Genomic DNA, 21,298 nt, shown 5'->3' on the forward strand with positions numbered 1-21,298 from the left:
GACAGCGGCGTGTCGCCGGGGCGTACACCCCGGTAAGCGCTACGCGTGTTCGAAGTGGAAGACGGCCGTGCCCGCGCGCGCGTTGGGCAGCCAGCGCACTTCCTGTCCATCCTGCAGCCCGAAGGAATCCAGGATGCGCAGGCTGTTCTTGGTGGCCAGCACTTCGAAGTCCTTGTAGGTGCCCACGCGGATGTTGGGCGTGTCGTACCACTGGTAAGGCAGGCGCCGCGTCACGGGCATGCGTCCGCGCAGGATGGACAGGCGGTTGGGCCAGTGCGCAAAGTTGGGAAACGCCACCACACCCGTGCGGCCCACGCGCGCGGTCTCGCGCAGCATGGTTTCGGCATTGCGCAGGTGCTGCAGCGTGTCGATCTGCAGCACCACGTCAAAGCTGTTGTCGTCGAACATGGCCAGCCCCTCGTCGAGGTTGAGCTGGATCACATCCACCCCGCGCTGCACGCAGGCCAGCACGTTGGCGTCGTCGATCTCCACACCATAGCCGCTGCAGCCGCGCTCGCGCTGCAGGTAGTCGAGCATGGCGCCGTTGCCACAGCCCAGGTCGAGCACGCGCGAGCCGGGGGGCACCAAGCGCGCCAGGGCTTGCATCGCCGCTTTTTCGGTCATGGTTGCAACTCCTTGGCAATGCTATCGAAGTAAGAGCGCATGACGCCCATGTATCGGGCGTCATCGAGCAAAAAGGCATCGTGCCCGTGGGGCGCGTCGATCTCGGCGTAGCTCACGCTGCGGCGGTTGTCGAGCAGGGCCTTCACGATCTCGCGGCTGCGCTTGGGCGAAAAGCGCCAGTCGGTGGTGAAGCTCACCAGCAGGAACCTGGCCTGCGCCCGGGCCAGGGCCCGCGTGAGGTTGCCGGCATGGGTGCGCGCGGGGTCGAAGTAGTCCAGCGCCCGGGTGATGAGCAGGTAGGTGTTGGCGTCGAAGTAGTCGCTGAACTTATCGCCCTGGTAGCGCAGGTAGCTTTCGATCTGGAACTCGATGTCCTGCGTGCTGTATTTCAGGTCGATACCTTCACGCAGCTGACGCCCGAACTTCTCGTTCATCACGTCGTCGCTGAGGTACGTGATGTGGCCGATCATGCGGGCAATGCGCAGGCCACGCTTGGGGATCACGCCGTGGCGGTAAAAGTGGCCGCCGTGGAAATCCGGGTCGGTCACGATGGCGCGGCGGGCGACTTCGTTGAAGGCGATGTTCTCGGCCGTGAGGTTGGGCGCACTGGCCACCACCACCGCGTGGCGCATGCGCTCGGGGTACTGCAGCGTCCAGCTGAGCGCCTGCATGCCGCCCAGGCTGCCACCCAGCACAGCCGCCAGTTGCTGGATGCCCAGACGGTCCAGCAACCGCGCCTGGGCGTTGACCCAGTCTTCCACTGTGACCACGGGGAAGTCCGCGCCATAAACCTCGCCGGTGTCCGGGTGGTGGTGCATGGGCCCGGTGGAGCCAAAACACGAGCCCAGGTTGTTCACGCCGATGACGAAGAAGCGGTCGGTGTCCACGGGCTTGCCGGGGCCGATCATGTTGTCCCACCAGCCTTCGCTCTTGTCCTGCCCGGCGTACACGCCCGCCACATGGTGCGAGGCGTTGAGGGCGTGGCACACGAGCACGGCGTTCGAGCAGTCGGCATTGAGCGTGCCGTAGGTCTCAAAGGCCAGGTGGTAGTCGCGGATGGACGCGCCGCTTTGCAGCGGCAGCGCATCCGGGAAATGCATGGACTGGGGTGTGGCGATGAACGACATAGTTGGAACTGGTAAGCCCTCACGTTCCACCGCTTGCACACGCCGCAAGCCCCTTGAGGAGCCGCTGTCACCGAGGGCAAAACCTCGGCAAAAAAATACCCGGCGTCGCTAAAAACGAGGCCGGGCAGGTGTGTCGGACGGGTCTTTAGCAGAATTTATAAAGCGCCCGCAAGCTGTGGCAAATCGGCGCGTCTGGCAAATATACCAAAGCAGCGCCGCGTCGCCCAGCCCGTCGCACCGATCAGGTCAGCCTGCGGACGAAAAAATCGCCAGCAGCCCCAACACCAGAAAGATGGCAGCAGACACCAGATGTACCGCGCGGATGGGCACCTTGCGCGTGATGCGCTCGCCCAGCCAGACCACGGGCGCATTGGCCAGCATCATGCCCAACGTGGTGCCCGCCACCACCCAGAGGTAAGCGTTGTATTTGGCAGCCAGCATGACCGTGGCAATCTGGGTCTTGTCGCCCATCTCAGCCAGGAAGAATGCGACCACGGTGGTGCCAAACACACCCCAGCGTGGCGATCCGTCGGCTTCGCCTTCGTCCAGCTTGTCGGGGATCAGCATCCAGACCGCCATGGCGATGAATGAGGCGCCCAAAATCCAGCGCAGCACCTGGGGGCCCAGGAAGGTGGTCACCCAGGCACCGACAGCGCCGGCCAGGCCATGATTGACCAGCGTGGCCACCAGGATACCCAGCACGATGGGCCAGGGTTTGCGAAAGCGTGCTGCCAGCACCAGAGCGAGCAGCTGCGTCTTGTCGCCCATCTCGGCGAGCGCGACGATGGCGGTGGAAATGAAGAAGGCTTCCATGGGGGAGGGGGTCCTATCCGGCCGGATGGGTGGAAAACGCATTGACTGCACCCCGACTCCGGCCATGTGGATCGGTTTGCAGTCAATGGTCTCGCCCAGCTCAAAAACCGCATACGCCATAGGTCTCAAAGAACCCAAGTGTGTTGACGCATGCCCCCGGCGCATTGCGCGGCCGGGCGGGCTACTCCCCAAAGACCCACGGATTTTACCCTATGGTTTGCCCTGAAATTCCCCGAAAAACCACGCTGCCCCGGGGTTTTGAGCCCATCTGCCCAGAAATAAAACCCCACGGGCCCCATAAAGTGATTAATAATGGATTCGCTTTTCTGCTTGCAGAAGGGCAGTTAGCTTAGCGGTGAATGGTCAGTTTCGCGTCTTTGAAGTCGTCACAGGTTTGTTGATTGCGTCGGGCTCCATCGCGTTTTTGTGTTTTTTCAGGAGTCCTTCATGGGCAACAAACTTTACGTGGGCAACCTGCCCTACTCTTTCCGCGACGAAGATCTGCAGCAGACCTTCAGCCAGTACGGCTCGGTTGGCAGCGCCAAGGTCATGATGGAACGTGACACCGGCCGCTCCAAGGGTTTCGGCTTTGTCGAAATGGGCAGCGATGCTGAAGCCCAAGCCGCCATCCAAGGCGTGCATGGTCAAAACTTCGGTGGCCGTGACCTCGTGGTCAACGAAGCCCGTCCTATGGAGCCCCGCGCTCCCCGTAGCGGTGGCTTCGGTGGCGGCAATGGCGGCGGCGGCGGTTACGGCGGTGGCCGTAGCGGTGGCGGCGGCTACGGCGGTGGCGGCGGTGGTGGTTACGGCGGTGGCCGTAGCAGCTACTAATAAGTCCTTATCGGCAGTCCTCAGGGCCTGCCGACGGCAAAAAAAGGAGCCTTCGGGCTCCTTTTTGCGTTCTGGCGCGGCACGGACACCACAGCGCGCAAAGCCCCTTGCTTTTTCCCCAAAAGTGTGGCGCATAATGGTCTGGCGGGTTTGGCCCGCATTTCAAGTTTGCGGTGATCCGTCAGTTTCGCGCTGAGAGCGTCATTGAGATTAGCTGGCTGCGTTTTGGGGACTCCATCGCTTTATCCATGTGTTTTTGAGGAGTCCCTCGATGGGCAACAAACTGTACGTCGGCAACCTGCCTTACTCGGTGCGCGACGGTGATCTGGAACAGGCCTTTGGCCAGTTCGGTGCCGTGACCAGCGCCAAGGTCATGATGGAGCGCGACACGGGTCGCTCCAAAGGCTTTGGCTTTGTGGAGATGGGCAGCGACGCAGAAGCCCAGGCCGCCATCAACGGCATGAACGGCCAACCCCTCGGCGGCCGCAGCATTGTGGTGAACGAAGCCCGCCCCATGGAACCACGCCCACCCCGTAGCGGTGGTTTCGGCGGTGGTGGTGGCGGCGGCTACGGCGGCGGCCGCAGCGGTGGTGGCGGATATGGCGGCGGCCGTGAAGGCGGCGGTGGCTATGGTGGTGGCCGCGAGGGCGGCGGCGGTGGCTACGGCGGCGGCCGCGAAGGTGGTGGCGGGAGCTATGGCGGCGGTGGCCGCAGCGAAGGTGGCTTTCGCAGCCCGTACGGCTCGGGTTCGCGCAACGGTGGTGGCGGCGGCCGCAATGGCGGCGGTGGTGGCTACGGTGGCGGCGGCAACGGCGGCTACTGAACCACACCCGTTTTTCTGTCACAAGGGCCCTTCAGGGCCCTTTTTCATGGCAGCTGCACGTCGAGATAGCAATATCCATCGCCCCCGGCGCCTTGGGGCGCCTTGTGCAATCCCGCCCCTACTGCATTTCGCTCTGGCGGCGCTTGCGCGGGCGGCCCGCCAGCACCTTGTCAAACAATGGGTTGGGCAGCATGCGCAGCAGCTTGGCGACCACGCCCATTTGCCAGGGGATGACCCGGTAGCTCACGCCCGCCTGAATGGTGCGAAACGCCTGGTCGGCAAAATCGGCGGGCTGCATCAAAAACGGCATGCTGTAGCGGTTCTGTTGCGTGAGGGGGGTGTCGATGTAGCCCGGCGACACCGTCACCACGCGCACGCCGTGGGGGCGCAATTCACCCCGCAGGCTTTCGCAGTAGCTGATGACAGCCGCCTTGCTGGCGCAGTAGGCGCCATGGCCGGGCAGGCCCCGGATGCCGGCCACGCTGCCGATGCCCACCAGGGTGCCGCTGCCGCGCTGCACCATGGCGTCTACAAACGGCTGGAAGGTGGCCGCCATGCCGATGTTGTTGGTGGCAAAGGTGCGGGCCATGACGTCGATATCGTCCCGCACCGCTGTGTCCATGCCCACGCTGATGCCGGCATTGGCGATCACCACATCCGGCACACCCTGGCGTGCGATGCAATCGCGCCCTGCAGCCACGATGCTGTCAGTCACCGACACATCAGCACTATAAATTTCATAGCTTTCAGGGCTTATTCCTTGAGCACTTGCCCATGTTTTGACTTCGGAAGTGCGCCGCGCCACCAGAGCCAGGCGAAACCCCGCTTGGTGATAGCGCTGGGCCAGGGCTTGGCCGATGCCACTGGATGCGCCGGTGATGAAGACAAGGGGAGTGGTCATGTGCATTCCGACAGTGGGCGGCTAGGCAGGATAGGTGGAGGCTACCGCGTGGTGCCCGGCAGGATCATGCCGCGCACGCGCCCGCGTAGTTGCAGCACCTGGTCGAGGTTGTCGTAATCCATGCTGTCGGCGGTGAAGCGGTCGTTGCCACGGGTGAGCGTGACCGGCTGATCAGAACGCACCCGCTCGGTGTTGGTGAAGGCATGCAGAAACTCACCACGGAACTCCATGGGGGGCTGCGCTGCCGCCCCGGGCTTGGCGGGCAGCGGTTCACGCTTGACGATGGCGTTGCCGAACAACTGCACTTCGGAGCCATCGGCGTTGCTCAGGGCCCGGTTGGCTGTGGCCACGGTGACCCGGCCATCAAGGCTGACCGAACGCATGCGGACCTGATCGATCTCTAGCGTATCGGTGTCGGGGTAATGGCGCGCCTCGTCACCCTGCACCTCGCTCTGCAGGCGGCCCGTGGCATCGAATGTCTTCACCGAAAAGGACTTCATGAAATAGTCCGGCTGGTGCTGCACGGGCCGGTCAATCGCAGGCAGCTGGGGCATGGGCGCGTTGCGCACCAGCCACCAGGTGCCCAGGGCCAGCAGGCCCATCAGCACCACGGGCAGGTAGATCGAGAGCTGGTCCCAGCCCTGGCGTATCACGCGGATCATGCGGTGTAGTCCGCCAGCAGCGCCGCATAGCGGCCCGTGGCCACCAGCAGCAGGTCGCACAGCTCGCGCGCCGCACCGTCGCCCCCGCGCACCTGGGTGACGAAGTGGGCCGCGCGGCGCACCTCGGTCTGGGCGTTTGCGGGCGCGCAGGCAAAGGCGCTGCGGCGCATCACGGGCAGGTCGGGCCAGTCGTCGCCCATGGCAGCCGCCTGCGCCCAGGTCAGGCCCAGGGTGGCCAGAATCTGCTCCGCGGCGGGGCGCTTGTCTTCGGTGCCAAACACGGCGTGCTCCACGCCCAAGGCCTTGAGGCGCACGCGCAATGGGGCAGAGTCGCGACCGGTGATCACGGCGGGGGTGATGCCTGCCTTTTGCAGCAGCTTGAGGCCGTGGCCATCCAGGGTGTTGAACCGTTTGAGGGTCTCGCCCGTTTCGCTGAAGTACAGGCCGCCGTCGGTGAGAACACCGTCCACGTCGAAAAAGGCCACGCGCACGCCCTGGGCGCGCAGCAGCAGCTCCGGTTCAATCTGCAGGGCCGGAGAGGGAGAGGTCTGAGGAACCAGCGCCATCGTCAGATCACCTTCGCCCGCATCAGATCGCCGATGTGCACCACGCCCACCAGGGCGCCCGCTGCGTCCACCACCAGCACGCTGGTGATGGCGTGGGCTTCCATCATTTCAGCGGCGTCCACGGCCAGGGCGTCGGGGGCAATGCGGCGCGGGTTGGCGTGCATGACCTGGGCTGCGGTGGTGGACCGCAGGTCCGCCCCGGCCTCGATGCGGCGGCGCAGGTCGCCGTCGGTGAAGATGCCCAACAGCTGCCCGTCGGCATCGACGATGGCCGAGGCGCCCAGACCCTTGGCGCTCATCTCGCGCATGAGATCGCTGAACGAGGCATCGGGGGCCACGCGCGGCACCTCGGTGCCCGAGCGCATCACGTCGCTCACATGGGTGAGCAGCTTGCGGCCCAGCGCACCGCCGGGGTGCGAGCGGGCAAAGTCTTCGGGGCGGAAGCCCCGGGCGTCCAGCAGGGCCACAGCCAGCGCATCGCCCATGGCCAGCTGGGCCGTGGTGCTGGCGGTGGGGGCCAGGTTGAGCGGGCAGGCTTCGCGCGCCACGCTGCAGTCGAGCACCAGGTCGGCATAACGCGCCAGGGTGGACTGCAGGCCGCCCGTCATGGCGATCATGGGCGCGCCCAGGCGCCGCAGCACGGGCAGGATGGCCGTGAGTTCGCCACTTTCGCCGCTGTTGGAGATGGCCAGTACCAGATCGTCGCCGGTGACCATGCCCAGGTCGCCGTGGCTGGCCTCGGCAGGGTGCACAAAAAACGCGGGGGTGCCGGTGGAGGCCAGTGTGGCGGCGATCTTGCGCCCCACGTGGCCACTTTTGCCCATGCCCATCACCACCACGCGGCCCCGGGCCTGCAGCACCATCAACACCGCCTGGGCAAACACACCATCCACGCGGGCCGCCAGGCCATTCAGGGCCTCCACCTCGATGTGGAAGGTCTCGCGGGCCAGGCGCAGGGCCTGGTCGGCATCAAAAGGGGGCAGCGCGGCGGGGGCGGGAGTCATGCAAGGATTCTATCGACCGGGCATGCCTGCCGGGCCGTCGCATGGGCCAAGTCCACTGGCACGGTCCGTGCATCCGGGTAGAAAAGCCCTTGCCCGGCCCACAAGGCTTGCCAGACTTGCACAAACAGGGAGGCAGCAGCGGCCTGCAGCCCCGGCCAATGGCTTGCTTGAATCCTGTGTTACACAACGCAAGCCTCGGATAGCATCGAACCCATGTCTTCACTCGCCCTCACACTGCTTTACCTGCTGGCCGCGGTGCTGGGCGTGGTGACCTGCCGCAGCCTCAAGCTGCCGCCCATGCTGGGCTACCTGGCCGCTGGGGTGCTCATTGGCCCGCACGCGCTGGCACTGGCGCAAAACTCCGAAGGCGTGCGCCACCTGGGCGAGTTTGGCGTGGTGTTCCTGATGTTTGCCATCGGGCTGGAGTTCAGCCTGCCCAAGCTGCGTGCCATGCGCAAGCAGGTGTTTGGCCTGGGGCTGATGCAGGTGGTGCTGACGATGGCGGTCGTGTCCGGCATGGCACTGGCGTTGTCGCGCTGGGCGGGTGGGGTGTGGGACATGGGCTGGCAGACGGCGCTGGCGCTGTCAGGCGTGATGGCCATGAGCAGCACGGCGATTGTGGTCAAGCTGATGGCCGAGCGGGCCGAGCTGGAGAGTGAACACGGCCGGCGGGTGATGGGCATCTTGCTGTTCCAGGACCTGGCGGTGGTGCCGCTGCTGGTGCTGATTCCGGCGCTGGGGTCGTCGCCCGACCAGCTGCTGACTTCGCTGGGCTGGGCGCTGATCAAGGCCACGATGTTGGTGGGCCTGCTGCTCACGGGCGGCCAGCGGCTGATGCGCTGGTGGCTCACGCTAGTCGCGCGGCGCAAGAGCGACGAGCTGTTCATGCTGAACCTGCTGCTGATTACGCTGGGCCTGGCCTGGCTGACCGAGCTGGCGGGCCTGAGCCTGGCGCTGGGCGCCTTCATTGCGGGCGTGCTGGTGTCCGAGACCGAGTACCGCCACCAGGTGGGCACGGACATCCGGCCCTTTCACGATGTGCTGCTGGGCCTGTTCTTCATCACCATCGGCATGATGCTGGACTGGCACATCCTGGTGGACCGCTGGGCGCTGGTGTTGATGCTGCTCACGGTGCCCCTGGTGCTCAAGCTGGGGATCATCCTGGTGCTGGCGCGGGGCATGGGCGCGACCACCGGTGTGGCGCTGCGCACCGGGCTGTACCTGGCGCAGGCGGGCGAGTTCGGCTTTGTGCTGCTGTCGCTCACGCAGAACAACGGGCTGGTGCAGCCAGCGCTGATGAACCCCATCCTCGCGGCCATGGTGCTGTCGATGCTGGCCACGCCCTTCCTCATCATGTACAGCAACCGCATCGTGATGAAGCTGGTGGCCAGCGACTGGCTGCAGCAGTCGCTGCAGATGACATCGATTGCGCGCAAGTCCATCAACACCAGCAAGCACGTGATCATCTGCGGCTACGGCCGCTGCGGACAGAACCTGGCGCGCATGCTGGAGCACGAGGGCATCCCCTACATGGCGCTGGACCTGGACCCGGACCGCGTGCGCCAGGCCGCTGCGGCCGGCGACTCGGTGGTGTATGGCGACGCCACCCGTCTGCAGGCGCTGATGGCGGCGGGCCTGGTGCGCGCCAGCGCCGTGGCCGTGACCTACATCGATGTGCCCGCCGCGCTGAAGGTGCTGGCCAATGCCCGGTCGCACGCGCCACAGGTGCCGGTGGTGGTGCGCACGCAGGACGACCTTTACCTGGACAAGCTGCAGGAGGCCGGTGCGACCGAGGTGGTGCCCGAGGCCATCGAAGGCTCGCTCATGCTCGCCAGCCACGCCCTGGCCCTGGTGGGCGTGCCCATGCGCCGCGTGCTGCGGCTGGTGCAGGACCAGCGCGATGCGCGCTACAACCTGCTGCGCGGCTACTTCCATGGCGCGGACGACGACACGGTGAACGAACGCGACCAGGAGCGCCTGTCCACCATCAACCTGCCCCCGGGCTCCACCGCCCTGGGCCGCAGCCTGGGCCAGCTGGCCCTACCCGCCATGGGCGTGCGCGTGGTCAACCTGCGGCGCGGCAATGGCCATGTGAGCGCAGCAGTGGACGAGGCCCTGCTGGCCGAAGGCGACACGCTGGTGCTGTCGGGCCATCCGGCGGCGCTGGCGCTGGCGGAAGACAAGCTGCTGAAAGGCTGACTGGCCCACGGCCCGCCGCTGGCAGCTCAGCGGGTGGTTGGGCACCCCATTTGAATGAAATCGGCCTGTAGCGCTAGTGCAATATGCGCTGACAGCTACACATTTAATAGCAAACTACAGCAGCTCTTCCGGCCCAGGCCGCCCGAACAGGTAGCCCTGGAACTGGCGGCAGCCGTTGCGCAGCAAGAAGCTGCGCTGCCCCTCGGTTTCCACGCCCTCAGCCACCACGTCCAGGCCCAGGCTGCGGGCCAGCGTGATGATGGTACAGGCGATGGTGGCGTCGTTGGGGTCGGTGAGCACGTCGCGCACAAAGCTCTGGTCGATCTTGAGCTGGTCCAGCGGCAGGCGCTTGAGGTAGCTGAGCGATGAGTACCCGGTGCCAAAGTCGTCGAGCGAAAAGCCCACCCCCAGCGTGCGCAGCGCCTGCATCTTGAGGATGCTGTCCTCCACGTCGTGCAGCAGCAGGCTTTCGGTGAGTTCGAGCTTGAGCAGGCGCGGGTTGGCGGCCGCATCGCGCAGCGCTGCCAGCACCTGCTCCACAAAATCGGGCTGGCGGAACTCCTGGGCACTCACGTTCACGGCCAGCGTCCACGCGGCTTTCGCCGGGGCGGTGGCCCACTGGGCCAGCTGGCGGCAGGCCAGGGCCAGCACCTGGCGCCCCAGGGGCAGGATGAGCCCCGTCTGCTCGGCCAGCGGTATGAAATCGGCGGGCGAGACCATGCCGCGCTGCGGGTGTTGCCAGCGCACCAGCGCCTCGGCCCCCAGCAGGTGGCCGGTGGCGTCCACCACCGGCTGGTAGTGCAGCAGGAACTCGTTGCGCGCCAGGCCCTGGCGGATATCGCCCTCCAGCGCCGAACGCGCCGACGCGGCAGCCTGCATGGCGGGGTCGAAAAAGCACAGGGTGTTGCGCCCCTGCGCCTTGGCCTGGTACATGGCCAGGTCGGCGCGCTTGAGCAGCTCTTGCACGGGCTGCTGCGCGTCCTGGAACAGCGCAATGCCGATGCTGGGGGTGCTGTGCATATCGCAGCCATCCACCACATAGGGCTGGTTCAGCGCCAGCAGCACCTTCTGGGCCACGGCCTCGGCCTCGGCCGCGGCTTCGACCTCATGGCCGTGCAGGCCCTGCACCACGACCACAAACTCATCGCCACCCAGCCGCGCCACGGTGTCGGTGGCCCGCACGCTGGCCCCGATGCGCGCGGCCACCTGCACCAGCAGGCGGTCGCCCCACTCGTGGCCCATGGTGTCGTTGATGCCCTTGAAGTTGTCCAGGTCGAGGAACAGCAGGGCGCCATGGCGGCCGTCGCGCTGGGTGGTGGCCACCGCGCGCTCCAGCCGGTCCATCAGCAGCCGGCGGTTGGGCAGGCCGGTGAGTTCGTCGTAGAACGCCAGGCGCTGGATCTCGGCCTCGGCCAGCTTGCGCTCGGTGATGTCCCGCGCCACGCCCCGGTAGCCGGTAAAGCGGCCCTCTTCGTCAAAGATGGGCTCGCCACTGATCGACACCCACACGGGCTTGCCGTCCTGGGACAGGCGCTGCATCTCGAAGTCGTGAAAGACCTGGTGCGCCTCCAGCTGCTCGCGGTGCTCGCGCCATTGCCCTTCGTTGACGAAGGTGTCGGGCAACTCCCAGCGGGTCAGGCCGTAGTGCATCTCATCGGGCACGCCCTCCGTGTGGTACGGGTTGCCGTCCAGCCGCACAAAACGAAACTGGTCGTCCTGCTCCCAGTACCAGTCGGACGACAGGTCCGTCAGGCTGCGCCAGCGCGCCTCGCTCTGGCGCAGGGCCTCCAGCGTGCTCAGGTAGTCGGTGACATCGGTGAACGTGCGCACGCGCCCGCCGAGCTCCAGGGCACGGGTGCGCACCTCGATGTAGCGGCCCTGCCGGGTGCGCCGCACGTAGCTCTGCGGCATGTTCATGCGGCCGCCATGCGCCGCGTATTCCGACGCCACATAGTTGCGGGCCATGGGCTCGATGAGCTGGAACTCGGGCCCGAAGTCGCCCCGCTCGGTCTGAAAGCGCACCACCTCTTCCACCAGCGGCTGCGTGGCCAGCAGGGACTCGGGCAGGTCCAGCAGCTCCAGGTAACGCTGGTTGTAGACGCGGATGCGGCCCTCGGCGTCCACGTTGGTGATGCCCTGCGAAATGTTGTCCAGGGTGCCTTCGAGGGCTCGGGTCTTCTCGGCCAGCAGGGCGCTGGTGCGGGCCAGTTCGGCCTCCACATGGCTGCGGGCCAGCTCGGCGCGGCGGGCGGTCTCCAGTTGGCCAATGGTGTTCAGCAAGGGCTGCAGAAACTGCACATCGGCGTTGGTGTAACCACCGCTGCGGTTGGCCAGCCCCACCATGGCCACCAGCTCGCCCGCCGCATGAATGGGCAGGCCCAGGTAGGTGCGCAGCGTGGGGTGGCCGGGCGGCGTGCCCGCGCTGCGGGCATCGTGGTTGGCATCGTTGCTGAGGACCGGCTCGCCCGTCACCAGCGCAGCGCCCACCAGCGAGTGCAGGTTGTCGAACACCATGCCATCCTCGGCATGCTGGGCATAGCGCTGGCGCGAGGCCTCGTCCCAGCTGATGTCGGTCATCGCGTGCACGCGCAGGTAAGGGTGCCCGTCATCGGCCCGCTGCACCTGGCCCACGAGGCCGAACGCGCTCTGGGTCAGCGTCATCAACTCGCCCAGCAGCGCCTCGAACGCCGCCCGGGGGCCCGAGCTGGCAATGAACATGCCCTGGGCCCGCGAGATGGCCTGCAGCAGCCGGTGCTGGCGCGCCAGCATGGCCTCGGCCGCGCGGCGGGCACGGGCGCTGGAGGTGCGCTCCAGCACGGCTTCGATCTGCGCGGGCAGGGTGAGCAGGTAGTCCAGCGCCGGGTCCTGCACGGTGAAGTCGTCAAAGCCGTGGCGCATGGCCTGCGCCGCGTGGGTCTCCGCCCCCATGCGCACGATGATGATGGCCGGAACGCCGTCGAGCAGCTGCAGCAGGTCAAAGGCCGATCCGTCCATGGTGCGCTGGGCCGCCAGCACGATGTCGGGCCGGTGGCGCAGCAGGTGGTCGCGCGCCTCGGTGATGGACTCCACCACGTCCACGCGCCAGCCCGACCAGGGATCGGCCAGCGCCCCCGCCACGGCCTGTGCGTGGGGGTGATCACTCTCGATCAGCAGGACGGAGATGGGCATGGGCCGATCGTCGTGGGGGTTGGGGCACCGTCCGCCGCAGGCGGCGCGAGTTTGTAACGCCAGTGAAACACATTATGGCGTCTGGTGCAGGCGCGCGCGGGGACCGCCGGGCTGTTTACACTCTCGCACTTTCCGTGCCTCGCGCCACTGGCCAGCCCCTGGCGCACACCCAGGCATTGGCCCTGCCCGGGCCTCCCCCCGCGTCATCACTCCCCACCCGCCCATGCAGCCCCTCAGCGTCAACCAGTACCTTCGCCAGCACATCCGCACCGTCCCCGACTGGCCCGCGCCCGGCGTGCAGTTCCGCGACATCACGCCACTGCTGCAGGACCCGAAAGTTTTCCGTGTGCTGATCGATGCCTTCGTGCACCGCTACATGGACAAGGCGCTGCGCCCCGATGTTGTGGCGGGCCTGGATGCGCGGGGCTTCATCCTGGGCGCCGTGGTGGCCTACGAGCTGAACGTGGGCTTCGTGCCCATCCGCAAGAAAGGCAAGTTGCCCTTCACCACGGTGGAGGAAACCTACGAACTCGAATACGGCAGCGCCACCGTGGAGCTGCACACCGACGCCGTGAAGGCCGGCGACCGCGTGCTGCTGATCGACGACCTGATCGCCACCGGCGGCACCATGATGGCCGGCAAGAAGCTGCTGGAGAAACTGGGGGCCACCGTCACCGAAGGCGCCGCCATTGTCGATTTGCCCGAGTTGGGCGGATCACAGCGCCTGCGCGATGCGGGCCTGCCGCTGTACACCCTGGTGGACTTTGCAGGGCACTGATCCGAGGGCCGTGGCATGGGTGCACAGCCCCCTGTGGGCGTGCACCACATGACCCCTGAATCAGTTGAGTTCGCCGTACTGGGTACTGCTGAGGTCGGGGGCCGGGCCGTCGGCACCGGGCATTTCGGTGTCCTCAAACCCAGTGGGCTGGGACGGTGGCAGCAGCGGACCGGAGCGCACCGGCACGCCTGGCTTGGCGGCCGCAGCAGTGGCCACCGATGACCCTGCGGCGTTGGCCAGCGCGCGCTTGAACGCGGCCACCTCGTCGGCCTCGATGGGTTCAAAGCGGGCAGAAGAGGCAGGCCGCGTGGCAGCCAGCGGTGCGGGTGCAGACACGAGGGGCGCGGGGGCCGACACCGCACCGAGCGGGCGGCGCGCAGCCAGCGGGGCCGCAGCGGGCGCCAAAGGAGCAGGGGAAACAGGTGCCGCGGCAGCCGCGGCGGGGCGTGCGCCCACCTGCGGTGCAGGCGACGGGGCCAGGGGTGCCGGGGCAGTGGCCGCTGCTGCTGGCGGACGGCGCACCGCTGTAGAAGCCGCCTGCAACGGCAGCGCAGCGCCCTGGGGCGCCACGCCCTTTTGCGGAATGCCCACCGCCACATGGTCGTTGATGCGCCAGTACACGGCCGTCACCAGGATGTCGTAACGGGTTTTGGCGGTCTGGGCGATGAGCGCCTCGATCTCGCTCAGGCGCACCGTCTCGCCGCCGTATTCCCGGGCCAGGTCCATCATCACCAGGAACTGGCGGCCGCGCTGGTCGAGCGACAGCACCTTGAACTTGTAGCTGGCCGACAGCACGCCAGCGCGCACCATGGCGTCGCGCACCACGGTATAGAGCAGCTCGCGGCGCTCCATGCGCTCGTTCTTGCGGTTGGCTGCGTGCTCTGGGGGCTGGGGCTCCACGAGCGGCTTGCCCTGGCGCCCAGGTTGCAGGGGCACGGTGGCGTCGGCGTTGAACAGGCCGGAGGGCTCGGCCGCTACGCGGGGCTTGGCGGGAGCGGGTTTGCGGCTGAACCAACTGAACAGGGACATGGCTTGCTTTCTTCGGATGGTGCCTGGACAAAATCCAAATCGAGTGTAACGCGCCATCCCCCCGCAGAAGGCGGAAGAAGCCCGAGGGAAACCCCCGACAGGCCCCGCCTGTCAGGTGGCCGCAACGCGGCGGCGGCGGTTGCCCAGGCGCTTGGCCAGCACAGCCCCTGCCGCCATGGCCAGACCCAAGGCAATCGCGGGCTGGCGGTTGGTCAGCTCGGTGAAGCGAATGGCCGTGAGGCTCCACAGTTTGCACGGCGCGCTGGCCTGGACGGTGGCACTGCGCGCGCGGTGCGAGAAGAAAGCGCCTTCACCCACCACCGACCCCGCGCCCACAATCGCCAGACGCAGGCGTTCTTTTTCGTCCTGGTAGTGCACGCTCAGGCTGCCGCTTTCGACCAGGTACAGGGTGCGGTCCGTAGCACCCTGGCTGAAAAGCACCTGGCCCGCCGGCAACACCACCGGGAGCAGGTAGGACGACAGCACCTCCCACTGGGCGGCCGTCAGCGGGTTGGTCATGCTGTCCTCCGCCGTGGTCTGGGCAATGGCGTCGATCAGACCTTTGAGGTCCACCTTGGAGGCAACGGGCATGGGAACATTCATGGTCCGCCGAAAGTAACCCTGTTACAGATCGGACACAAGCGCTGTTTACGTCCGTTTACAAGATAGGGCGACCAACGGTCGCTATTTACCGATGCAGAAGCTGGAGAAGATCACGCCGAGCAGGTCGTCGGAGGTGAACTCGCCAGTGATGGCGCTCAGGGCGTTCTGCGCCAGCCGCAGCTCCTCGGCCAGCAGGTCCAGCGCCGGGCCCTGGGCCTGCAGTTGGTCAGCAGCTTCCTGCAGGTGCAGCGACACAGCCTGCAGCGCCTGCACATGCCGCGCCCGGGCAATGTAGATGCCCTCGGGTGCCGACTGCCAGCCCGCCACGTCCAGCAGCAGCCGTCGCAAGCCGTCCAGCCCCTGACCGGTGCGGGCCGACAGATGCACCGCAGGGCGCCGGGGGTTGGCCGTAGGCGCAACACCGGCCGCGCAGTCCAGCTTGTTCCAGACATCGATCACGGGGATATTTTTTGGCAATTTTTGCCCCAAGGCGCTTTCGATACCTGCGTCTGCAGCTACATATTCAGAAGCACTTTGCCGCGACAGGTCGTGCAGGAACAGCACGGCGTCTGCCCCAGCAATCTCGTCCCAGGCGCGGGCGATGCCGATGCGCTCGACCTCATCACTGCTGTCGCGCAGGCCGGCGGTGTCGATGATGTGCAGCGGCACCCCTTCGATCTGGATGGTCTGCTGGACCTTGTCGCGCGTGGTGCCGGCAATGGGCGTGACGATGGCCAGCTCGGCCCCTGCCAGCGCATTGAGCAGTGAGCTTTTGCCGGCATTGGGCTGCCCGGCGATGACCACCTTGATGCCCTCGCGCAGCAAAGCGCCCTGGCGCGCGCGCTGCATCACCGAGGCCAACGTTTGCTGCAAGTTCGATAGCTGGCCATGCGCATCGGCCTTGCGCAAGAAGTCGATTTCTTCTTCAGGAAAGTCCAGCGTGGCCTCCACCAGCATGCGCAGATGGATGAGTGCGTCGCGCAGGCTGTGGATTTCTGCAGAAAACGCGCCGGTCAGCGAGCGGCTGGCGCTGCGGGCTGCGGCTTCCGTGCTGGCGTCGATCAGGTCGGCAATCGCCTCGGCCTGGGCCAGGTCGATCTTGTCGTTCAGGAAAGCCCGTTCGGTGAACTCCCCGGGTTGGGCCACGCGCAGGCCCGGCAGACAGGGCTGGCCGGTCGCCGGTTGGGTGGCAGTCCCCGCCTCCAGACAGCGCGCCAGCAGCAGCTGCAGCACCACCGGGCCCCCATGCGCCTGCAGCTCCAGCACGTCTTCGCCGGTGTAGCTGTGCGGACCGGGGAAGTACAGCGCGAGCCCCTGGTCGATGGCCCGGCCCTGTGCATCCCGAAAGGGCAGGTACGTCGCTTCGCGGGGCTTGAGGGTGCGGCCGCACAGCGCCTGCACCAGGGCCTCCAGCCCTTTGCCCGACACCCGTACGATGCCGACGGCCCCGCGCCCGGGGGCAGTGGCGATGGCAACGATGGGGTCGTGGTGGCGTGCAAGCATGGGCAGGGACTTTACAAGGTGACAGAAAAAAGGCCGCTTGCGCGGCCTTTGGGGGTCAGTTCGTGGATGTCAGCGTTGCCGCTGCGGCATCACTTGAACTTGGGCAGATTGAACTGCGGTGGCACGCCCATGCGGGTGTTGATGATCCACTGCTGCGCAATCGACAAGATGTTGTTGGTCAGCCAGTACAGCACCAGGCCAGCCGGGAAGAAGAAGAACATCACGCTGAAGATCAGCGGCATGAACCACATCATCTTGGCCTGCATCGGGTCTGGTGGCGCGGGGTTCAGGGCCGTTTGCAGCAGCGACGACAGCGTCATCAGCAGCGGCAGGATGAAGAACGGGTCCGGGGCCGACAGGTCGTGGATCCAGCCGATCCAGGGCGCGTTGCGCATTTCCACGCTGGACAGAAGCACCCAGTACAGGGCGATGAACACGGGGATCTGGATCATGATGGGGAAGCAGCCGCCCATCGGGTTGACCTTTTCCTCGCGGTAGATGCGCATCATCTCCTGCTGCATCTGCTGCGGCTTGTCCTTCAGGCGCTCGCGCATCTCCATGATCTTGGGGTTGATGGCCTTCATCTTGGCCATGCTGGCGTAGGCCTTGGCGTTGAGCCAGTAGAACGCGATCTTGAGCAGCAGCACCAGCGCCACGATGGACCAGCCCCAGTTGTTCAAGAGCTTGTGCAGCTGGTCCAGCAGCCAGTACAGCGGCTTGGACAAGATGGTCAGCCAGCCGTAGTCCTTGACCAGCTCCAGGCCGGGGTACAGCTTTTCCATCATGGTCTCGACCTGCGGGCCGGCGAACAGGCGCGCGTCGATGGTCTTGGTGGCGCCCGGCTCGATGGTGCCGAGGGAGGTCAGCATGCCCACGGAGTACAGGTTGGTGTCCACCTTGCGGGTGAAGGGCTCGCGCTGCACGCCGTCGGCCAGCAGCCATGCAGTGGCGAAATAGTGCTGCACCATGGCGACGTAGCCATTGGCTGAGTCCTTGGGAATGTCGACCTTGCCGCTTTCGATGTCCTTGAACTCGATCTTCTGATACTTCTTGGCTTCGGTGAAAACCGCCGGGCCGGTGAAGGTGGAGTAGAACGACGACTCGCCTGGCGGCTTGTTGCCGTCACGCACCAGTTGCAGATACAGCTGGGGCGATACAGCGGCGCTGCCGGTGTTGACGATGTCGTGCTTGACGGCAATGTCATAAGCACCGCGTTTGATGGTCCAGGTCTTGACCAGCTTCACGCCGCCCTGGTCGGGCGACTCGAAGCGGATGCTCATGGAGTCTTCACCGTCCTTGAGTTCGCGCGGGCCGGGAACGGCCGTCATCACCGTCTTGTGCGTGGGGAAAGTGCCGCCCACCAGGCCGGTCTGCGCCACGTAGACGCGCTGCGCGCTCTCGTCCAGCAACAGGAAGTTGCGGGCCTTGTCGGTCATGTCGGCGTGCTTGAGCAGCTCGGCCTGGGTGATCGAGCCGCCTTCGCTGTCGAACACCAGGCGATACAGGTCGGTCTTGACCTCAATGCGTTCGCGTTTGGCAGGCGCAGCCGCTGCTGCGGGCTGACCGGGCACCGCTGCTGCGGGCTGACCGGGCACCGCTGCTGCGCCCTGCGCGGCCGTTGTGGCTGCGGGCACGCTGGTGGCTGGCACGCTTGCGGCCCCGGTCGCACCGGAGGCCGCGCCTGCGGCAGCAGCAGGCGCTGTCACAGCGGGCGTGGTCGGGAAAAAGGTGGCCTTGTTGCCGTTGTGCAGCTGCCACTTGTCCCACAGCAGAACCATGGAAAAGCCAAAAATCACCCACAGGATGGTGCGGCGAATGTCGTTCATGAAGACTTCTTTGGTGAGGATGGGGGAGTGGTGGAAGGGGTGAGCCTAGAGAAAAGCCGCAGGCTGCGCGGCAGATCTTGCGGGACCGGATCATGGCCCCCGTCACACCAGGGGTGGCAGCGTACCAGCCTGCGCACCGTCAGATAACTGCCTGCTGCAGCGCCGTGCTGCTCCAGCGCCTGCAGCGAATAGACCGAGCAGGTCGGCTCAAAGCGGCAGGCCGAACCCAGCCAGGGGCTGAGAAACAGCCGATAGCCTTTGACCACGCCGATCAGCAGGCGCTGCATCATGGGGCAGTCACCGGCTCTGCCACCGGCGGCACAGGCGCAGCAACCGCTGCGCCCGAATGCCGGGTGGCATATCCGAACAGCTGCAGCAGCTCCGCGCGTACCGCCTGTTTGAGCTGGTCGGACGTGGCGCTCACGAACTGCTTGCGATCAAACGCCGAGCGCAGGCGCACCACATGGGCGGCCTGCGGCAAACGCGCCTCAAACGTGGCGCCCACGGTGTAGATCTGCCGTTTGATGGTGTTGCGCGTCACGGCGCGGCGCGCCCAGCGCTTGGGCACCATGGCACCCATCCAGACGCCCTGAACGACAAACAGGGCCTGCGGCCCTTGCGTGTGCGGCAAGGAGCCGGGCCCTGTAGGTGCAACAGCGGCGGCTTGGCTGGCAACTGCGGTGCTGTTGGCGTCCAGTGCCAAACGGTGCAACGCAAAATGCGCCGTGCGGGAGACAGTGCCCCCCGCCATCGCAGCCTGGAACTGCGGCCGGGTTTTTAGCCTGTGCATGCAAGCGCCCCGTTTGGAACCTGGCGGTACAAACCGGGAACAGGCGGGGAGCAGGCCGTAGACCGTATCGGCCTTAGACGGCCAGGCGCTTGCGGCCCTTGGCGCGGCGTGCGTTGATAACGGCACGGCCGCCGCGGGTCTTCATGCGGACGAGGAAACCGTGGGTGCGCGCGCGGCGCGTCTTGGAGGGCTGGTAAGTACGTTTCATGGTGCTATTCCTTGAGGTTCAGTTCCGGACTGCTGCTCTTGAACCCCCTGCAATCTGCACACCCACACTATGTATAAAACATCGCCTGGAGGCAGACCCACGGGGCAGAAATAACGGCGCGCCGGGTCAAATCACCCTGAACACATTCAGGGAAACCCAAAATTATCGCAGGCTTGTGGCCGACTGGCAATGCCTTTCGACGGACAGGCCTTTACCAGCGGGTCGCAGAGGCAGCAGTGCCCGACCCTTTCAGGCCACTTCTTCCCCGCATGACAACCCCGGATTCCCCCGGATGACAGCCGCCTTCAAATTGTGGATAACTCCTTGACAAGCTACAATCCACCGCCTCACCCCGTTCCTCCTATCCACAATAAGAATTCCCCAGAAATGACCGAGGAACCCACCCGCAGCCCTATCAATTCGCCCGGCTCAGATGCCGGTCAGGGCCTGTGGCAAGCCTGCGTTGAGCAACTGGCACAAGACCTGCCAGAACAACAATTCAACACCTGGATCAAGCCCCTGATTGCCCAAGTGGCCGAAGACTTCTCCAAAGTCACGCTGCTCGTGGGCAACCGCTTCAAGCTCGACTGGATCCGCGCCCAGTACGCCGGCCGCATTGCCGCGCTGCTCGAAGGCCTGTATGGCCAACCGGTCACACTGGAGTTAGCACTCGCTCAGCGCGAATCCGTTGCCAGGACTTATGTACGGCCCACATCGCAGGAGCCCTCCAGCCCCGCAGCGCCAGCCGAAACCCCCTCCAGTAGCAACGATGAGGCCTCAGCGGGCGCGTTCCGCAACCGCCTCAACGCCGCCCTCACGTTCGAGACCCTGGTGGAAGGCACGGCCAACCGCATGGCGCGCTCTGCGGCCATGCACGTGGCCGGCATGCCCGGCCATCTGTACAACCCGCTGTTCATCTACGGCGGCGTGGGCCTGGGCAAGACCCACCTGGTGCACGCTGTGGGCAACCGCCTGCTGCAGGACAAGCCCGATGCCAAAGTTCTCTACATCCATGCCGAGCAGTTTGTATCGGATGTGGTTAAGGCCTACCAGCGCCGCACCTTCGATGAGTTCAAGGAGCGCTATCACTCGCTCGACCTGCTGCTGATCGACGACGTACAGTTCTTCGCCAACAAGGACCGCACGCAGGAAGAATTCTTCAATGCCTTCGAGGCCCTGCTGGCCAAGAAGTCGCACATCGTGATGACGTCGGACACCTACCCCAAGGGCCTGGCCAACATCCACGAGCGGCTGGTCTCGCGCTTCGACTCGGGCCTGACGGTGGCCATCGAGCCGCCCGAACTCGAAATGCGCGTGGCCATTCTGATCAACAAGGCCCGCGTCGAGGGCACCGAGATGCCCGAGGAAGTCGCCTTCTTCGTGGCCAAAAACGTGCGCTCCAACGTGCGCGAGCTCGAAGGCGCGCTGCGCAAGATCCTGGCGTACTCGCGTTTCAACCAGAAAGAGATTTCGATCCAGCTCGCCCGCGAGGCGCTGCGTGATCTGCTGTCCATCCAGAACCGGCAGATTTCTGTGGAAAACATCCAGAAGACGGTGGCCGACTACTACAAGATCAAGGTCGCCGACATGTACAGCAAGAAGCGCCCGGCCAGCATTGCCCGCCCGCGCCAGATTGCGATGTACCTGGCCAAGGAGCTGACGCAAAAGAGCCTTCCCGAGATCGGAGAATTGTTTGGCGGGCGCGACCACACCACGGTTTTGCATGCTGTGCGCAAGATTGCGGGCGAACGCCAGCAGCTGACCGAGTTGAACCAGCAGCTGCACGTGCTGGAGCAGACGCTCAAAGGGTAGCGCCAAGGGTAGATAACCAGCGGGAAACGCC

20 protein-coding genes and 1 riboswitch are annotated in these 21,298 nt (G+C 65.9%); of the genes, 5 read left to right on the forward strand and 15 right to left on the reverse strand.

Annotation, left to right across the window (positions count from 1 at the left end; all coding sequences use genetic code 11):
* Positions 1–39 precede the first annotated feature (39 nt).
* From metW to N4G42_RS00120, 3 genes are all read right to left on the reverse strand, one after another.
* The gene (gene metW, locus N4G42_RS00110) at positions 40–624 is read right to left on the reverse strand and encodes a methionine biosynthesis protein MetW (RefSeq protein ID WP_108498592.1); all 585 of its coding nucleotides are present in this window, start codon (positions 622–624) and stop codon (positions 40–42) included.
* A complete protein-coding gene (locus N4G42_RS00115; RefSeq protein WP_146870497.1) occupies positions 621–1,751 on the reverse strand; it encodes a homoserine O-acetyltransferase in 1,131 nt (376 codons plus the stop codon). The genes metW and N4G42_RS00115 overlap by 4 nt, the downstream gene beginning before the upstream one ends.
* Before the next feature lie 246 nt (positions 1,752–1,997).
* Complete coding sequence (locus N4G42_RS00120) at positions 1,998–2,564, reverse strand: TMEM165/GDT1 family protein (protein WP_056056786.1); 567 nt, start codon at positions 2,562–2,564, stop codon at positions 1,998–2,000.
* A gap of 9 nt (positions 2,565–2,573) precedes the next feature.
* Positions 2,574–2,766, reverse strand: a riboswitch (yybP-ykoY riboswitch).
* A gap of 245 nt (positions 2,767–3,011) precedes the next feature.
* Here N4G42_RS00120 and N4G42_RS00125 point away from each other — a divergent pair.
* Complete coding sequence (locus tag N4G42_RS00125) at positions 3,012–3,395, forward strand: RNA recognition motif domain-containing protein (protein ID WP_056056787.1); 384 nt, start codon at positions 3,012–3,014, stop codon at positions 3,393–3,395.
* A 271-nt stretch (positions 3,396–3,666) separates the two neighbouring features.
* Positions 3,667–4,218: an RNA recognition motif domain-containing protein gene (locus tag N4G42_RS00130; protein WP_260665691.1), complete on the forward strand. Its 552-nt coding sequence runs from the start codon at positions 3,667–3,669 to the stop codon at positions 4,216–4,218.
* Positions 4,219–4,336: 118 nt separating this feature from the next.
* Here the strand turns inward: N4G42_RS00130 and N4G42_RS00135 are convergent, their stop codons facing one another.
* From N4G42_RS00135 to N4G42_RS00150, 4 genes are read right to left on the reverse strand one after another with little or no spacing between them, the layout of a single operon-like run.
* The gene (locus tag N4G42_RS00135; RefSeq protein ID WP_199170858.1) at positions 4,337–5,119 is read right to left on the reverse strand and encodes an SDR family oxidoreductase; all 783 of its coding nucleotides are present in this window, start codon (positions 5,117–5,119) and stop codon (positions 4,337–4,339) included.
* Between the two features lie 41 nt (positions 5,120–5,160).
* On the reverse strand, positions 5,161–5,781 hold the full coding sequence (gene lptC / locus N4G42_RS00140; protein WP_056056794.1) for an LPS export ABC transporter periplasmic protein LptC: 621 nt from the start codon (positions 5,779–5,781) through the stop codon (positions 5,161–5,163).
* Positions 5,778–6,347 (reverse strand): KdsC family phosphatase, encoded by a 570-nt coding sequence (locus tag N4G42_RS00145; RefSeq protein ID WP_260665692.1) that lies wholly within the window; start codon positions 6,345–6,347, stop codon positions 5,778–5,780. Before N4G42_RS00145 ends, lptC begins: the two co-directional genes overlap by 4 nt.
* A gap of 2 nt (positions 6,348–6,349) precedes the next feature.
* Positions 6,350–7,351 (reverse strand): SIS domain-containing protein, encoded by a 1,002-nt coding sequence (locus N4G42_RS00150; RefSeq protein WP_056056797.1) that lies wholly within the window; start codon positions 7,349–7,351, stop codon positions 6,350–6,352.
* Between the two features lie 213 nt (positions 7,352–7,564).
* Here N4G42_RS00150 and N4G42_RS00155 point away from each other — a divergent pair, with 213 nt between their 5' ends.
* Positions 7,565–9,550 carry a monovalent cation:proton antiporter family protein gene (locus N4G42_RS00155; RefSeq protein WP_260665694.1) on the forward strand — a complete coding sequence of 662 codons (1,986 nt, stop codon included), beginning with the start codon at positions 7,565–7,567 and terminating at the stop codon, positions 9,548–9,550.
* Between the two features lie 114 nt (positions 9,551–9,664).
* Here N4G42_RS00155 and N4G42_RS00160 read toward each other — a convergent pair whose 3' ends face one another.
* Positions 9,665–12,718: an EAL domain-containing protein gene (locus N4G42_RS00160; RefSeq protein WP_260665695.1), complete on the reverse strand. Its 3,054-nt coding sequence runs from the start codon at positions 12,716–12,718 to the stop codon at positions 9,665–9,667.
* Between the two features lie 223 nt (positions 12,719–12,941).
* On the opposite strand from N4G42_RS00160, the gene N4G42_RS00165 reads away from it, so the two are divergent.
* The gene (locus N4G42_RS00165; RefSeq protein WP_043565825.1) at positions 12,942–13,496 is read left to right on the forward strand and encodes an adenine phosphoribosyltransferase; all 555 of its coding nucleotides are present in this window, start codon (positions 12,942–12,944) and stop codon (positions 13,494–13,496) included.
* Positions 13,497–13,556: 60 nt separating this feature from the next.
* Here N4G42_RS00165 and N4G42_RS00170 read toward each other — a convergent pair whose 3' ends face one another.
* From N4G42_RS00170 to rpmH, 7 genes are all read right to left on the reverse strand, one after another.
* Positions 13,557–14,525: a hypothetical protein gene (locus N4G42_RS00170; RefSeq protein ID WP_260665696.1), complete on the reverse strand. Its 969-nt coding sequence runs from the start codon at positions 14,523–14,525 to the stop codon at positions 13,557–13,559.
* A 111-nt stretch (positions 14,526–14,636) separates the two neighbouring features.
* Complete coding sequence (locus N4G42_RS00175) at positions 14,637–15,128, reverse strand: Crp/Fnr family transcriptional regulator (protein ID WP_043565827.1); 492 nt, start codon at positions 15,126–15,128, stop codon at positions 14,637–14,639.
* Positions 15,129–15,209: 81 nt separating this feature from the next.
* Entirely contained in the window at positions 15,210–16,631 is a 1,422-nt protein-coding gene (gene mnmE / locus N4G42_RS00180) for a tRNA uridine-5-carboxymethylaminomethyl(34) synthesis GTPase MnmE (RefSeq protein WP_260665697.1), read from the reverse strand.
* Positions 16,632–16,720: 89 nt separating this feature from the next.
* Positions 16,721–18,457: a membrane protein insertase YidC gene (gene yidC / locus N4G42_RS00185; RefSeq protein ID WP_260665698.1), complete on the reverse strand. Its 1,737-nt coding sequence runs from the start codon at positions 18,455–18,457 to the stop codon at positions 16,721–16,723.
* Positions 18,454–18,747: a membrane protein insertion efficiency factor YidD gene (gene yidD, locus N4G42_RS00190; protein WP_082522278.1), complete on the reverse strand. Its 294-nt coding sequence runs from the start codon at positions 18,745–18,747 to the stop codon at positions 18,454–18,456. Before yidD ends, yidC begins: the two co-directional genes overlap by 4 nt.
* Entirely contained in the window at positions 18,744–19,247 is a 504-nt protein-coding gene (locus tag N4G42_RS00195) for a ribonuclease P protein component (protein WP_146870493.1), read from the reverse strand. Before N4G42_RS00195 ends, yidD begins: the two co-directional genes overlap by 4 nt.
* 73 nt (positions 19,248–19,320) lie before the next feature.
* A complete protein-coding gene (gene rpmH, locus N4G42_RS00200) occupies positions 19,321–19,455 on the reverse strand; it encodes a 50S ribosomal protein L34 (RefSeq protein ID WP_005798102.1) in 135 nt (44 codons plus the stop codon).
* 387 nt (positions 19,456–19,842) lie between these two features.
* On the opposite strand from rpmH, the gene dnaA reads away from it, so the two are divergent.
* Positions 19,843–21,267 carry a chromosomal replication initiator protein DnaA gene (gene dnaA / locus N4G42_RS00205; protein ID WP_082522279.1) on the forward strand — a complete coding sequence of 475 codons (1,425 nt, stop codon included), beginning with the start codon at positions 19,843–19,845 and terminating at the stop codon, positions 21,265–21,267.
* Positions 21,268–21,298 lie beyond the last annotated feature (31 nt).

Source organism: Acidovorax sp. K2F, assembly GCF_025246485.1.
In the GTDB taxonomy this organism is placed as follows: domain Bacteria; phylum Pseudomonadota; class Gammaproteobacteria; order Burkholderiales; family Burkholderiaceae_C; genus Acidovorax; species Acidovorax delafieldii.

Excerpts from the sequence above, each read along its gene's own strand:
- metW (WP_108498592.1), bottom strand. The coding sequence starts at position 624 with ATGACCGAAAAAGCGGCGATGCAAGCCCTGGCGCGCTTGGTGCCCCCC.
- N4G42_RS00115 (WP_146870497.1), bottom strand. The coding sequence starts at position 1,751 with ATGTCGTTCATCGCCACACCCCAGTCCATGCATTTCCCGGATGCGCTG.
- N4G42_RS00120 (WP_056056786.1), bottom strand. The coding sequence starts at position 2,564 with ATGGAAGCCTTCTTCATTTCCACCGCCATCGTCGCGCTCGCCGAGATG.
- N4G42_RS00125 (WP_056056787.1), top strand. The coding sequence starts at position 3,012 with ATGGGCAACAAACTTTACGTGGGCAACCTGCCCTACTCTTTCCGCGAC.
- N4G42_RS00130 (WP_260665691.1), top strand. The coding sequence starts at position 3,667 with ATGGGCAACAAACTGTACGTCGGCAACCTGCCTTACTCGGTGCGCGAC.
- N4G42_RS00135 (WP_199170858.1), bottom strand. The coding sequence starts at position 5,119 with ATGACCACTCCCCTTGTCTTCATCACCGGCGCATCCAGTGGCATCGGC.
- lptC (WP_056056794.1), bottom strand. The coding sequence starts at position 5,781 with ATGATCCGCGTGATACGCCAGGGCTGGGACCAGCTCTCGATCTACCTG.
- N4G42_RS00145 (WP_260665692.1), bottom strand. The coding sequence starts at position 6,347 with ATGGCGCTGGTTCCTCAGACCTCTCCCTCTCCGGCCCTGCAGATTGAA.
- N4G42_RS00150 (WP_056056797.1), bottom strand. The coding sequence starts at position 7,351 with ATGACTCCCGCCCCCGCCGCGCTGCCCCCTTTTGATGCCGACCAGGCC.
- N4G42_RS00155 (WP_260665694.1), top strand. The coding sequence starts at position 7,565 with ATGTCTTCACTCGCCCTCACACTGCTTTACCTGCTGGCCGCGGTGCTG.
- N4G42_RS00160 (WP_260665695.1), bottom strand. The coding sequence starts at position 12,718 with ATGCCCATCTCCGTCCTGCTGATCGAGAGTGATCACCCCCACGCACAG.
- N4G42_RS00165 (WP_043565825.1), top strand. The coding sequence starts at position 12,942 with ATGCAGCCCCTCAGCGTCAACCAGTACCTTCGCCAGCACATCCGCACC.
- N4G42_RS00170 (WP_260665696.1), bottom strand. The coding sequence starts at position 14,525 with ATGTCCCTGTTCAGTTGGTTCAGCCGCAAACCCGCTCCCGCCAAGCCC.
- N4G42_RS00175 (WP_043565827.1), bottom strand. The coding sequence starts at position 15,128 with ATGAATGTTCCCATGCCCGTTGCCTCCAAGGTGGACCTCAAAGGTCTG.
- mnmE (WP_260665697.1), bottom strand. The coding sequence starts at position 16,631 with ATGCTTGCACGCCACCACGACCCCATCGTTGCCATCGCCACTGCCCCC.
- yidC (WP_260665698.1), bottom strand. The coding sequence starts at position 18,457 with ATGAACGACATTCGCCGCACCATCCTGTGGGTGATTTTTGGCTTTTCC.
- yidD (WP_082522278.1), bottom strand. The coding sequence starts at position 18,747 with ATGATGCAGCGCCTGCTGATCGGCGTGGTCAAAGGCTATCGGCTGTTT.
- N4G42_RS00195 (WP_146870493.1), bottom strand. The coding sequence starts at position 19,247 with ATGCACAGGCTAAAAACCCGGCCGCAGTTCCAGGCTGCGATGGCGGGG.
- rpmH (WP_005798102.1), bottom strand. The coding sequence starts at position 19,455 with ATGAAACGTACTTACCAGCCCTCCAAGACGCGCCGCGCGCGCACCCAC.
- dnaA (WP_082522279.1), top strand. The coding sequence starts at position 19,843 with ATGACCGAGGAACCCACCCGCAGCCCTATCAATTCGCCCGGCTCAGAT.